General features: G+C 55.3%; 9 protein-coding genes and 2 tRNA genes. 5 read left to right on the top strand and 6 right to left on the bottom strand.

The window, feature by feature from the left end; translation table 11 throughout:
- Window positions 1-38: 38 nt before the first annotated feature.
- From WJU22_RS21560 to WJU22_RS21550, 3 genes are all read right to left on the bottom strand, one after another.
- Window positions 39-2,279, bottom strand: a complete 2,241-nt coding sequence (locus tag WJU22_RS21560) for a hypothetical protein (RefSeq protein ID WP_341840241.1) — start codon at window positions 2,277-2,279, stop codon at window positions 39-41.
- A 138-nt stretch (window positions 2,280-2,417) separates the two neighbouring features.
- Window positions 2,418-2,549: transfer RNA gene (locus WJU22_RS21555), tRNA-OTHER, on the bottom strand.
- A 154-nt stretch (window positions 2,550-2,703) separates the two neighbouring features.
- Window positions 2,704-2,824 (bottom strand) — tRNA-OTHER (locus tag WJU22_RS21550).
- Between the two features lie 244 nt (window positions 2,825-3,068).
- On the opposite strand from WJU22_RS21550, the gene WJU22_RS21545 reads away from it, so the two are divergent.
- From WJU22_RS21545 to WJU22_RS21535, 3 genes are all read left to right on the top strand, one after another.
- Window positions 3,069-4,139 (top strand): WYL domain-containing protein, encoded by a 1,071-nt coding sequence (locus WJU22_RS21545; protein WP_341840240.1) that lies wholly within the window; start codon window positions 3,069-3,071, stop codon window positions 4,137-4,139.
- A gap of 281 nt (window positions 4,140-4,420) precedes the next feature.
- A complete protein-coding gene (locus WJU22_RS21540; RefSeq protein ID WP_341840239.1) occupies window positions 4,421-5,680 on the top strand; it encodes an ROK family transcriptional regulator in 1,260 nt (419 codons plus the stop codon).
- 58 nt (window positions 5,681-5,738) lie between these two features.
- A complete protein-coding gene (locus WJU22_RS21535; RefSeq protein ID WP_341840238.1) occupies window positions 5,739-6,611 on the top strand; it encodes a DUF4349 domain-containing protein in 873 nt (290 codons plus the stop codon).
- Here the strand turns inward: WJU22_RS21535 and WJU22_RS21530 are convergent.
- From WJU22_RS21530 to WJU22_RS21520, 3 genes are all read right to left on the bottom strand, one after another.
- The gene (locus tag WJU22_RS21530; RefSeq protein WP_341840237.1) at window positions 6,608-8,011 is read right to left on the bottom strand and encodes a DUF4157 domain-containing protein; all 1,404 of its coding nucleotides are present in this window, start codon (window positions 8,009-8,011) and stop codon (window positions 6,608-6,610) included. The genes WJU22_RS21535 and WJU22_RS21530 overlap by 4 nt on opposite strands.
- 211 nt (window positions 8,012-8,222) lie before the next feature.
- The gene (locus WJU22_RS21525) at window positions 8,223-8,414 is read right to left on the bottom strand and encodes a TonB family protein (protein ID WP_341840236.1); all 192 of its coding nucleotides are present in this window, start codon (window positions 8,412-8,414) and stop codon (window positions 8,223-8,225) included.
- A 65-nt stretch (window positions 8,415-8,479) separates the two neighbouring features.
- Window positions 8,480-9,253: a hypothetical protein gene (locus tag WJU22_RS21520; protein WP_341840235.1), complete on the bottom strand. Its 774-nt coding sequence runs from the start codon at window positions 9,251-9,253 to the stop codon at window positions 8,480-8,482.
- Between the two features lie 132 nt (window positions 9,254-9,385).
- Here WJU22_RS21520 and WJU22_RS21515 point away from each other — a divergent pair, with 132 nt between their 5' ends.
- Window positions 9,386-10,066, top strand: coding sequence for a FadR/GntR family transcriptional regulator (locus WJU22_RS21515; protein WP_341840234.1), 681 nt, complete (start codon window positions 9,386-9,388; stop codon window positions 10,064-10,066).
- 590 nt (window positions 10,067-10,656) lie between these two features.
- Window positions 10,657-14,004, top strand: a complete 3,348-nt coding sequence (locus WJU22_RS21510) for a SusC/RagA family TonB-linked outer membrane protein (RefSeq protein ID WP_341840233.1) — start codon at window positions 10,657-10,659, stop codon at window positions 14,002-14,004.
- The last annotated feature ends 4 nt before the right edge of the window (window positions 14,005-14,008 follow it).

Genomic DNA, 14,008 nt, shown 5'->3' with positions numbered 1-14,008 from the left:
TTATGGATGTAAGGCCGGCGATGCCCCGAAGGGCGTCGTCAGTCGGTCAGTAATTGTGTTACGGCGGCGATGTTGCGCGCCCATTCTTTTGTGTAAGCCTCGTCGGCATCCTGCGCTTCCTGCACGATCGTCAGCCCCTGAGCCTGTGCTTTCAGTTCCAGCAGCCGGCCCACAGTGGTCCGCGCCTGGAGCTTTGCCAGTTGGAGTTGCAGCGTCTTCAGGTTCAGGCTGTGGACCGTTTGCCCGTTGAACGCCTGTTCCAGCCAGATGATCTCGCCGGCGGCCATGTCGAGCACGCCGAAGATGAGTCCTTTGGTGAGCGACTGCGTGATCCGCACCTGGTGCTCCACGCAGGAAGGGTCGTAAGCCACTCCGGTATCGGCATCCACCTGCATTCGATGTGCGCTGTTCATCCACCCGGTCACGAGGTTGGGGGAGATGGCGCCATGGCTGTAGGCGTTGCAGGTGAACACGGCATATCGAGCACCGGCTTTTTGCAGTACGTCGATGTCGATATCGATGTACTCCGCGGTACCATTCCAGTTCGGGATGGCGCGGATGTCTCCGCTATGTCGCGCGCCGGTGATGCTCAGATTTCCGAAGTTGCAGATCTCCGTTTTCTTTTCGTAAACGATGGCTGCGCTCAGGTCCATGTCCAGGTGCTGCGCCGGGAGGTTTTTCCCCCATTGCATGAAGAGGCGCACCTGGTTGCCCGGAACGGAAAAGCGTGTTCCCATAAGGGCAGACGGGAGGTCTTGCACGTTCTCCGAACGTTCTCCCACGGGCATCGGCATCATCTGCAATACCGGGTCGATGAACAGGGTGCGGCTCGCGGTGGGCTGTGCGGCATAGCGGTCGAACATCGATTCCAGGAACACTTGTTCGATCCCCTGTGCCATGGCCTCCCGCTGTTCGTCGGGGTAAAGGGCCAGCAGCTGGTTGGGTTTCACTTGTTTGGCAGTACCTCCCAGGGGCTTCACCGCCCGCGGCATTTTCAGCACGAAGTAGTTTTCTGCGTAGCTGTTCAGCGTCAGCAGCAACCGTGCGGGCACTTGTCCCTTCACTTGCCCGAATGCCTGCAGCGTGTCTTCTTTCCCGAACCACAGCATGTTGGAGAACAGCGCCCGCGCGAATTGCCCGGGGCGTTCCTGCAGCAAACCGAATGCAGTGGCTGCGTCGTGGCGGATGCGCGCCTGTTCCAGTTTTCCGGCCCATACTTCGTATTTCCGGTGATAAAAAACGTCCAGCAGCCGTGCCAGTTTTTCCATGCCCGGCCGGTGGCTGAATTCAGCGAGGCGGAGCGCCCGGATGTAGCGTACCCAGATTTCCCTTTTCGGGTGCATCTGTTCCGCCGCTTTTTCGGCAGACAGGGGCATGTCGTTGATCCATCCCGCCACCATGCGCGCTTCCTTTCTTCCGTACTTCAGTTTCAGCCGGGCTTTGGAGGCAGCCTGTGCTTTTTGTGCCTTGCTGTTACCGGGCACTACGTGCAGGTGGTTCCGCGCTGTGCGCTTTACGATAACCGACGGCTGCACGATCTGCAGGAACCCCGTATGCCGGAACCAGAGGTATCGCAGGATGTCTCCGGGCGCTTGCAGGAACTTTCCCGCTTCCTTTCCCTTGCCGGCGGCTGCCAGCGCGGAGATCACGAGCATGAGGGTTTCTTTCATCCCGATGGCCACGTCGGGCAGCGGGTAATGTGCCAGCAAAATGCGCAGCGAATCTGCCTGTGTGGCGTCCAGCGCGGTTTTGGAGGTCAGCAGGTCGTGGAGCGCGGTTTGCATGGAAGCATCCGTCCACAGCGTGAGCAGTTTGTATGTTGAGCCTTGTCCCGTGAAAATCTTTCCACCGGTTTCGAACGGCGTTCCGCAGAACGGACAGCCGTTGTAACGCTCGAGGGGGAACGTATGGTCGGGGATGAGGTGCCCGCAGGCGAGCGTCGTGCCTTCGAAATCTTCGCGGAAGATATTGGCGATGGCGGTGATCCAGTGATGGGAGCGCTTTTCGTTGGTAGGCTGGTCCCATCCTTTCACGAGGGGCGTCCAGTTCCGGTTGACCTGCAGGGTTTCGCGGAAAGCATCGTACACGGCGAGTACGGCCGGTGCGGGCAGCTGGTTCACCTGGTGGAGGAGGGGCTCGTCCATCCTGAATCCCAGCTTCGCGAGGTTCACGGCCAGGCTGGCCGCGGGCTCCCGGAGTGTTTTGGAAACACAGGCGCTCGTTTCCGGGATGTAAACCGCCTGGTGGCGGATGGCGACTGTTTGTAATTGTTTGTTCATGTTGGTTTGTTGAAGGAGGTGATCCCGCCGCTCGTCATTTTGAGTGATGGGAGTAAGCGGCGGTTGACCTCCGGTGAAGTAATCGCCCGGCTGCTTGGAAAGCCTTTTTTACAGGCGAAGTAAGCCGGACTTGACCATTGGCGGAACAGGCGGGACTCGAACCCGCAACCCCATCATCCAAAAATGAGAAGTAAATCCAGCTTGACCTGCACACAGGTAACCGGTGGATTTCATACATGATGTGCGCTAACCACTTTGCGCTACTGTTCCGTCGAAATAAAGAACTTAGGTAAGCTGTCTGCTGCGTTCTAAAAGGAAGTTGGCAGTAAGCAGACATTGACCTGACCGGTGGTGGCCCGGCTCCAAAAGGCAGGATTCGAACCTGCATGAGCCGTGTTGGAAGTAAGCCGGACTTGACCGTTTGCGGAACAGGCGGGGTTCGAACCCGCGACCCGGGCGTTAAAGGCGCGTGAAGTAAGTTCAGCCTGGCCGCTATATTGGGCAATCGCTGAACTAACCTGCTCTACCAGCTGAGCTACTGTTCCGTTTTTTGCGTCGTAAAGAACTATCGTTGTTTGACAATGCAAATATTTGCGCAGTAGGATGCAGGGGACTTGCGTAGTGAAAAGAAATTTTAAAATATTTTGTAATTATTTGATAATCATTTATGTATGTCAAAACAAATTGGAAGGATAAATGAGGGGTTGGAAGAACTGCGCAACTGTATTGCGCAGTTTTGTTGCGTAATTGAACGGCGTGGGATATATTTACCGGAAATCCCCTTTTCCCATGGCGATACATAAAGTTGCCCTGATCCGTTATAAGACGATCGACCAGTGCCTCCGCAACAGCAACCGCAAATGGACGCTGGACATGCTGATCGAAAAAGTGTCGGAAGCCCTGTACGAATACGAAGGCATCACCGGCGGCGTGAGCAAACGCACCGTTCAGGCCGATATCCAGCTCATGCGCAGCAACAAGCTCGGCTACAATGCGCCCATCGTAGTACTGAACAAACGGTACTACATGTATTCAGACAGGGATTACAGCATCAACCATTCGAAAGTGACGGATGCCGATGTGGAGAAAATGTCGGAGATCGTGAGCGTTTTGCGCCAGATGAACGGGTTCGATTATTTCGATGATATGAACGATATCATCGCCCGGCTGGAAAACAGCCTCCATAAATCCGTGAACCGCGAGCACAACCACATCCAGCTCGAAGGGAATAAATTATTAAAAGGCCTGGAACACATCCTGCCCCTGTACCAGGCCATCCGCAAAAAGGTGCCGTTGCTCATCACCTACCAGTCTTTCAAGGCCAAAGCCCCCATCCCGGCCGTGTACCATCCGTATTTGCTGAAGGAATACCGGAACCGGTGGTTCCTCATCACCCATCCGCGGAAAGGCAGCGCATTGGTGACCCTGGCGCTCGACCGGATCGTGGAGTTCATGGAAATGTCCCCCAAAGACTATGTTCCCTACACGGGCGTCGACTTCGAACGGTATTTCGCGGAAACGCTCGGGGTCACGCGGTCGGAGCGCGACCGCCCGCAAAAGGTCGTCCTGTGGGTGCATCCCAACCAGGCACCCTACGTACTGACCAAGCCCCTCCATCATTCGCAGCAACTCCTCCGCCAGGAGGCAGACGGGAGCATCATGGTCCGGATCGACGTTACGCTGAACTTCGAACTGGAGCGCGAGATCCTGGGTTTCGGGGAAATGATGCAGGTACTGGCGCCCAGGAACCTCGTGGGGTTCATCCGCAAAAGGCTCCAAAAGGCTGCGGAACAGTATACCGTGGTCAAAAAGGAATTGAAAACCACCGATTTCGGGCAAAACGGGTCTGCCGTCCCATAAAATAGAAAAACCGGCCTTGCCGACCGGTTTTTTCAATCATCATCTCTGTCGCTTTTTGCTGCTTTGTTGCCAAAATGCCTGTCTGTTGTAGAAATCCCCGCTGCTGCAGGCCGGTCGTTTTGCATGTTGTAGCCGGCCTTCCCCATTAATTTGATGTATGCAGGTACAATAACGGGACTAATTTTTCCTTGCCGAAATCTTTTTTGATTTTTTAATAGAAATTAGTGACTTCATTAAAAAATTTTTCAAAGATTTGTAGTGAACCGGAAAACGCAGGTCATATGAACGTTAATTTGTTAAACCGCGAACCTTTCGCGATGGACCCGACTTTGAGCAAAAAGCAAATCCAGTTGCGATACAGGTTGCTGCAACATCTGTACTCCAACGGCCCCTCGTCCATCTCGAGCCTTTGCGATACCATCGGCATCAGCGCGCCTACGGTTTTCAAAATGCTGGCGGAGCTGACGCGGGAGAAGATCGTGGAGAAACGCGGGGTCGGGGAATCGATCGGCGGGCGCAAACCCGACCTTTTCCGCCTCCAGCGCAACGTGATCTTCGAAATTTGCATCGATATAGAACTGTTCAAAACGAGCATGGCGATCGTGGACAATAACAACCACTTCGTAACGCCCGTCAAAACCGTGCCTGTGGCCCTTTCCCGCAACCGGAAAGCCTTCTTCGAAACGCTCATCGAACATGTGCGCGACCTCATCCGCACCGCCAAAATCGAAGAATCCCGCCTCGTAGGCTGCTCCGTGGGCATGCCCGGGCTCATCGACCCCATCTCCGGCGAAAACTACAGTTACCTCCTCGATGAAACCGACGGCCTCACCCTGCGCGAAGCCTTCGAACAGCAACTCGGCATGCCCGTAGTGATCCAGAACGATGTGAAAGGTTCCGCCCTCGCCGAATTACGGTACGGCCACGCCATCGGCCGCAAGAATGTACTGGTGATCCTTATGGACTGGGGTATCGGCCTCGGCATCATCATGGACGGAAAGGTGCAGCACGGCAGTTCGGGGTTTTCGGGGGAAATGGGGCATATGCCTTTCGTCGAAAACGGGGAACTGTGCTATTGCGGCAAATATGGCTGCCTGGAAACGGTGGCGTCGGGGATGACGTTGTCGAAAATGGCGCGGGAAGGGATTTTGTCGGGACAGAACTCCATCATCAACGACCTGTCCAACAAAGAAATATACCGCATCGAAACGGAATTGATCATCCGCGCGGCCAACAAGGGCGACCAGTATTCCATCCAGTTGTTGTCCAACATCGGGACGAACCTCGGCAAGGGCATTTCCATCCTCATCCAGCTGTTCAACCCGGAAATGGTGATCCTGAGCGGGAAGATCGCGGCGGCGCGGCAATACATCACCCTGCCCATGCAGCAGGCGATCAATACGTATTGCATGACGCAGATCCGGGAAAAGACGCAGATCGTATCGTCCGAACTGGGAGACGATTCGCGGCTGCTGGGGTACGCTGCGGCGGGGATCACCTGGTTTTTCGAAGCCATGATCGCCGATGCGAAGGACCGGTGATGTCTTTTATGGAATTTTTCGATCCCCACATCCTATACACTTGAAATAACATCCCTCCATGAAATCACCTTTCCTCAAACGCGCCTGGCGCCTCGGGCGCTGGTTCATCGCCGGCTTTGCCGCGCTCTTTATTTTCCGGATCGTTCTGGGTTATGTGGAGCCCTCGGCCGCCCGCTCCAACTCCCGCAGCGGCTTCTTCGACGGGCTCGCCAACATCCGGAAAAACTACGCTTCCGAAAAGCTCGCTCCTGCAATGGTGCAACTGGCAGACGTTTCGCTGGCCAGTTCCCAGAAATACGAGAAAACGGCGGAAGTAACGTCGCGCTCCGCCGATTTCGAGAAAGACGATCAGACCATCCGTTCCAAAACCGCTGCATTCAAAGGCGTGATCCAGTACGAAAACGCCGACGGGCTCAAAGGCGGACGCGAACTGCACCTGCTCATCGGCATCGCGCCGGAAGCATTCGATTCTTTCTACACGGAAGTCCGAAAGATCGGGGAAATCCGTTCCATGTCTGTGGTAAAGGAAGATAAGACCAACGAGTTCCGGCAGCTGAACGCCAGGAAAGCGTCGCTGGAAAATACGCGGACTTCGCTGATGGAGCTGAAGTCGAAGGGCGGCGAAGTGGGCGATTTCGTGTCGCTGCACGATAAAATCCTCGAGATAGAATCCAAACTCCAGGAATTGGGCGTGGAGCTGGGCGATTTCAATGCCGACAACGAATTCTGTACCGTGAAATTCTCAATGTACGAGGGGAAAGCGAAACAGGGGATTTCTTTCCTGCAACGCGTGAAAGTGGCGCTGGAATGGACGATCCAGTACTATTGCATCCTGCTGGGCATCGTGTTTTTCGCCACATTATCGGCCTTCATCCTCCTGCTGATCATCGACAAATTGAAGATCATGCAGATCGTGAAGGGGAATGATTAGATGAACTTGTCCTTCACCCCGGACGATTTCGGCAAACCCGTGTCGATATTGCGGTTCCACCAATCCTGCGCTTTCACCACCTTGCTGTGATTGGTTTCGTTATCGTAATTTTTCTGGTAAGTGCCGAGGGTTTTGCGGATGGCTTTCATTTTGTCTGACAGCTTTTTGCGCTGGCTTTTCAGCTCCTTTTCGGCAGCGGCCAGCGCATTTCCTTTTCCGCAGGCTTCCACTTCCTTCGTGGCGAACGAGGAGGCGAGGGTCTGCATTTCGGTGCTGATTTTTTCGGCCACCTGGTGCGTGATGTCGAAATGGCGCTGCTCGTGGTTGAGGAGCGATGTGCTGGAATCCGCCAGACCGGTATTGATGAGGCCTTTCTTGAACGAGGTTTTGCAGTCGCCGAGCTTAGACGCTTCCACTTTCACGTTGTTATGGTTTTTCCATTGATATTTGACACTGCTCATCCGGTCTTTCACGCAATTGGGCTTGATATTCCCGCAATCGGCCGGATCGGTGACGGTGGTGTTGTAGATTTTATAGGAAGCGAGCTTCTTTTTCTTCATTTCCGCGGCGCAGGCCTTCACGTCGTTGTCGCACGCTTTTTCTGAAGACGTCTGGCTTTTGTTGAACTGGCTTTCGCAGGCGGGCACGAACGTATCGGCGTGGGCTTCGCGCTCTTTGGGGTCGTACAGCCATTTTTTGGCCCAGGATTCTTCCTGCCGCATGTAGGCTTTCACTTTGAGCTTGCTCGTATCGCCCTCGATGTTCACTTTATAGGCTTTGTATTTTTCTGGATGTTCGGCGGCTTTTTTGTCTTTGTCTTTTCCTTTCTCGCAATCGGTCACCGTTTTGCCCGATTGGAAAGAGGTGCCGTTTTCCGTTTCGGTGAGTTTTTTGAAAGGGTATTTCGATACGTCGAAATCTTCGATGTCCGATTTCGTGGCGGCTTCGAACCCGGTCGTTTTCTTGGGGACGTCTGCCGTGAAATCGGCCCAGGTGAGTTTGCGGTGATGGATATCCGCCCGCTGGATGCGCCTTTTGGCGGTGTTGCCCTGTTGCAGGACGTGCGTCAGTTCGTGGGCGAGGAGGTGCTGGCCTTCGGGCGTGTGGGGTTGGTATTGTTGATGGTCGAAGTAGATATCGCTTCCGTAAGTGAAGGCTTTGGCCTGCACGTCGCCGTTCAGTTCCGCGGCGGATGCGCCGGTGTGGATGTGGACGTTGGAGAAATCGGCGCCGAAGGCGTTTTCCATGAAATGGCGGGTGGGGGCGGGGATGGGCTCACCCTTTCCGGCTGTTGCTGCCAGTTTGTGCTGGGTAGATGAAGCCTGCGGCGGATTGAAGAAAGATGGCTGGGCGGAGGGTTTCCGCGAACTGTTGTTCGGATTGCGGCGGATGCTGCGCATGGCAAAACAGGTTGCGCCCCCGGCGGAGGCGGTGATCAAATTTTTATCGGTCTGCGATGTGCGAAGGGTAATGCCGGGGTTTCGTGTTTTGGGGGCTGATGTTTCGTTAAATCTGCTGACGGGTTGCTCCGGGCTGATGTACCCAAATGTAAGCCAAATGATCCGTTCCGGCAAAAAAGAGGACCGCGGCGCCCGCGGTCCTTAAATATCCTTAAATCCCGAAACGCAACGGCATCCGGAACTGGACGGCCACGTTCTGTCCGTTCTGACGGCCGGGCAGCCAGTCGGGCATGGCGTTGATGACACGCAGGGCTTCTTCATCGAGCCCGTAACCTCTCGGCTCGCCCATCACTTTCGCATTGCTGACCTTTCCATTGGGGCCGATCACGAACGATACGGTCATATTGGCCGTTACGTCTTTTCTGCGCGCGGCTTCGGGGTAACGGGTGTTTTTCCGCAGGTATTCGTTCAGTGCGGCATCCCCCCGGGAAAGTACGGAGGCTCCTCGTTTTTGATGTGCTGCAATTGCGCCACCGCTGTCGGGATATCTTCGGGGATGATGCCGTCGAATGCGGAAACGGTGTTGGAGAGTGTAAATGCGCCCTGTGGACTGCATTCGAAGTATTCCTGCGCAACGTTGCTGCCATTGTATTCACCCAAAACACCATCGAGGAAGAAGAGGCGCAGCGTAGTATCGCGCACATCGGGTACTACGGCATTGCCGGTAAGGCGGCCGGAAATGACGTGGAGGGGTTGTTCCGATCCTGCCGCGTATTTCCGCAGTTCGATCCGGGGTTGCATGATGGTAACGATATAGTACCCCGTGCGGGCGGTATCCATGTACATCTTCACGCCATAACCAAAACCGGAAGCCTGTTTCGCATCGGCCGGCAGGCGGAGGGAATGCAGGTAAAAAGCGTATTCGGAAATGCGGGAAGCGAGGGTATCGGCTATGCCGTTTTCGCGGAGATAGTCGGCGAGGTTCTTCGGGTTGCCGAACATCTCGAACGCGGCGGTGGCCAGTTCCATGAAAGTGGCGAGATCTGTTGCCGCTTTCGGGATTTTATCTTCGGCGCCTTTTAATTGCCGTTTCAATTGTTTGGCGGTATAACTGTCACGCTCCCGAAAATCCTGCCCGATGGCCCGGGAAAGCCCGGCCATGTCGGAAGTGGAGGGAGAAAGCTGCTGTGCCTGCGCTTGCAGCGCGATGCAGCTGGCAAAAATCAGTAAGATCCGTTTCATAGATATTGGAAGAGGCTGCAAATTAATCCAATTGGATGAACTGGCCTTTCGGCGCGGGAGAATTTTTCGTTATCGATAAGAATCCCCGGCAATTGAGTATATTTGTTCACTTGTGGTACAAAAACAAAATTTATGCTGAACGGTATCAAACCGATTGCCGCCAAATCCATGGCTGAGCGCGTAGAAGTGAGCCTGCGCGAGTATTTCGCCAAAGAGAACTTCAAGCCCGGAGACCCCCTTCCCACGGAACTGGAACTGGCCGCCGCCCTGGGCGTGAGCCGCAACGTGGTCCGAGAAGCGCTCAGCCGCTTCAAGATGCTGGGCATCATCGAAACGAAAAAGAAAACGGGCATGGTCATCAGCAACCCCGATATCATGGGCACCTTCGAAAAGGTATTGACGCCCGAGATCATCGACGAATCTACGCTGCAAGACCTCTTCGAGCTGCGGCTCGTTCTCGAAATGGGCATCGCCGACCTGCTGTTCATCCACAAAACCCCGCAAGACATCGCCGAACTGGAAGACATCGTTGCCCGCGAAACCAAGGGCGACAGCTTCCGGATCAACAACGAAATCGCCTTCCACGGCAAGTTGTACCAGATGACCGGCAACGAAACGATGAAACGCTTCCAGACCTTGCTGCTCCCCGTTTTCGGATATGTGATGAAACTGGAGAACAAGCAATACGTGTCCGGAAAGATCACGCACAAAGACCTGGTGCGCATCCTCAAAAAAGGAAGTGTCCAGGAGTTTAAAGACGGCATGGCTTCGCACCTGCAGCCACATCTCGACCGGCTCCGCCAATCGAAATAATGGGAAGTCCTCCCAAAAGGACGTCCAGGAGTTTAAAGACGGCATGGCTTCGCACCTGCAACCACATCTCGACCGGCTCCGCCAATCGAAATAATGGGAAGTCCTCCAAAGGACAACAGGAGTTTAAAGACGGTGTGCTTCGCACCTGCAACCACATCTCGACCAGCTCAGCCAATCGAAATAATGGGAAGTCCTCCAAAGGACAACAGGAGTTTAAAGACGGTGTGCTTCGCACCTGCAACCACATCTCGACCAGCTCAGCCAATCGAAATAATGGGAAGTCCGCCGGAACCGGCGGACTTTTTTTCGCTTTTTTTACCGTTCACAAAAATTAATACTTAGATTTTGTTAAAAATCCCTACTTTTAATATGTAGAACATAACTACTAAATAGGACATGAACGTTATGATCAACTGTATTCCAGCGTTAGAGGAACTGTAGCGTCCTCCCACCATTATTTTATTCAACCACCGCCGCCCGGCGGCCGTACTGCCTGTAAATGAGCGGTAAGGCCTGGCATTTGCCGCCACTGTGAGAACGGGGGCGGGGCGGACTTTTCATTCAATCACATGTACACAAAACTTCCACACATGACATTGCTAAGATTATGTTGCTGCTTCCTGCTGCTGCTGACCGCATTGCCGGGGTTCAGCCAGGCCGGCGACCCGCCGGTGACGGGCATGGTGCGCGACTCCGCATCGCGCGAGCCCATGATCGGCGTGAGCGTGTCCGTCAAAGGCACGTCGCGGGGCACCGTTACAGACGGGAGCGGCCGCTTCAAACTACAGGCCGCCGCCACGGAAACGCTCGTGTTCAGAATGATGAACTATGCCTTGAAAGAAATTACAGTGGGCAATCGCCACGAGATCAACGTCGACCTCGCTGAAACATCCTCCCAACTTGGCGAAGTACTCATCGTCGGCTACACCGAGCAATCGACCCGCAAAAACACCGCCGCCATTTCCAAACTGGACGTAGCGGAACTGAAGAACAATCCCAACCCCAACCCGGTACAATCCATGCAAGGAAAAATCGCCGGTGTGTCGATCCCCATCACGCAGGGCCAACCAGGCATCGGGGCCACCAACATCATCATCCGCGGCGGCACCAAACCCAACGTATACGGCGCTGGGCTGGGCAATAACAACGGCGCGTCTATCGGCTCGTCTGACGGCAGCAACCCGCTCATCGTAGTGGACGGTGTTTTCCGCTCCACGATGAACGACATCAACCCGGAAGACATCGAATCTTTCCAGGTGATGAAAGACGCGGCTTCCACCGCCATCTACGGCGCGCGCGGCGCCAACGGCGTTATCGTCATCAAAACGAAAAGAGGGAAGATGAACACGCGGGGCAGCATTACGCTGTCGCACCGCAGCACCTGGGAAACGCAGGCGCGGGATTACGATTACCTTTCCGCCGAAGAATATCTCCGGCTCGCCCGTGTAACGGTGGCCAATACCTCCGACGCCATCGACAAGAACAACCTCTTATATAATGGCGGGTTCTCGGCCGGCACGCGCCCGTTCACCAAACGCGGCGATTACGGCAAAAGCATGTACCTCACGGCGCTGTACGACAATATCGTGCAGGTGGAAGGACAGGCGTACGTAGACAACCTGCTGCAGCGCGGCTGGCGCGTGATGGACGATCCCATCAATCCCGGCACCAAACTGCTGTATGCCGATAACCAATACCAGCAACAACTCTGGGGCACGGGGCTATCCAATACCGACAACGTGACGCTGACCGGCGGCACCGATAAAGCCGATTACAACTTCTCGATGGGGTATACCGATCAGAAAGGCATCCTCGTGGGCACGCGCTACAAGCGTTACAACGCGCTGGGCAATTTCGGGTACCAGGCGTCGGACAGGCTCCGGCTGGATTTCATGGTCAACTACCAGTTTACCAAACCGAATTATGTGGATGCGTACCAGAACGACCTGGTCCGCGCGATCCGCATCACACCGCTGATCCGCACGTTCAAAGACGATGGAAAGCCCACCACCGGTGAGAACTGGACGGTCCGCAACCGTTTCCACACGCTGGAATACGACGATATCCGTACGTCTACGGAACGCGTGGTATCTCGCGTGGCGGCCGATCTGACCATTGTCAAAGGCCTGCATTGGAAACCTTCGCTTTCTTACGTGATCGACGATTACAAGGAACTGACGATGCGCAGGGCCACACCGCCGGACGAGATCCAGCCATCCATGCGCCGCTGGAAAGACGATTACACCAACAACTCCCGGCAACTGATGCTCGACCAGGTGTTGCAGTACGATACGGATTTTAATAAAGATCACCGGCTGACGGTGCTCGCGGGCATGAACTTCACCCGCAATACCAACCACTCCAAGGATATGGGCTCGCAAAGGGCCATCACGGATTACATTTACACGATCGACGAACCGCCGTTGACGACGGTGAACGGCAACGCCACCACCAACGTGGCGGATTTCCGGACGGCATTGGGAGAATCGCGCTCCGCGAGCCTTTTCGGTCAGTTCAGTTACGATTACAAAGCGAAATACATGCTGGGCGGCACGTTGCGGTACGACGGTTTCTCGAACTTCGCGCCGGAAAACAAGTACGCGCTGTTCCCTTCCATTTCCGCCGGCTGGAACATCGACCGGGAGAACTTCTGGAGCAGCAATACCGTGAGCGCCCTGAAACTGCGCGCCAGCTGGGGCATGGCCGGGCTGAGCGGACTGAGCATCGTGGACACCTACGGTGAATATACCGGTGTGGCATACGCTACTTATGCAGGCGTAGTGCGATCCGGGTTGGCCAATCCGCGGCTGCGTTGGGAGTCTACCGTTACGACAGACATTGCGCTGGAAGCGGGTTTGTTCAAGAACAGGATCAATCTTTCCGTAGACGTGTATGACAAGCTGACGAAAGACCGCCTCACCTCCAAGCCCCTCCCGTCGGAATCGCCCTTCACCTCCATCGCCTACAACAACGGCGCCCTCCGCAACAGGGGCATCGAAATCGCAATCGGCGCCAATATCATCAAAAACAAGGATTTCAGCTGGAACACGAACTTCTCCTTCGCGTTCAACCGCACCACCATCGCCGAATTGCCGGACAATGGCCGCGCGAAGAACCGCCAGGGCGGCGATATGGTGTTCGACAAAACCACGGGCCAGCTCGTAGAAGCGGGTGGACTGGCGGAAGGCGAGCGGCCTTACGGCGTGTATGCCTTCAACGTGCTCGGCGTTTTCGCGACAGACGCGGAAGCGGCGGCCTGGAACTCGAAGATCAAGGACAACCTGGCGTCGCCGCAGGGCATCATCGTCGGGAAGCGCGGCGGGGATTTCATTTTCGAGGATGTGAACAACGACGGCATCATCGACATGAAAGACCAGGTGTTCATCGGCTACCGCAATCCCGACAAGATCGGCGGGATACAAAACACGTTTTCCTATAAAGGCGTTTCGCTCCGCGTGAATGCGGACTATGCCATGGGGCATATGATCAGCAACGGCGCGCTGGCCCGCTCGATGGGGCAGGGCAGGGCGTTCAACGAAGGCGCGCCTTCCGAAGCGCTCGCAGAAAACGTCTGGAAGAACCAGGGCGATGCGGGCCGCAAATATGCGCGCTTCTCTTTCGCCGACTACGATTTCGGGCAACGCAACTACCTCCGCAACGGGAGCCTCGGCAACAACAGCAGCTACAATTCCGATGTGTCTGTCATGTTCCAGAAGGGCGACTTCCTGGCGCTGCGGGAAATCACGCTGTCGTACGATCTCCCTTCCACCTGGGTGAAAAAGTTCCGCTCCACCGGCCTTAATGTGTATGCCTCCGTGTACAACGTGGCCTACCTGACGGCTTACAAAGGGCTCAATCCCGAGGTGTACAGCGGCTTCGATCCGGGCGGTTATCCGCGCCCGCGCCAGTATTCGCTGGGTGCCAACCTGAAGTTTTGATTGC

It is taken from the genome of Chitinophaga caseinilytica, from assembly GCF_038396765.1.
Classification (GTDB): Bacteria; Bacteroidota; Bacteroidia; order Chitinophagales; family Chitinophagaceae; genus Chitinophaga; species Chitinophaga caseinilytica.
This window is presented reverse-complemented; position numbering and strand designations above follow the sequence as displayed.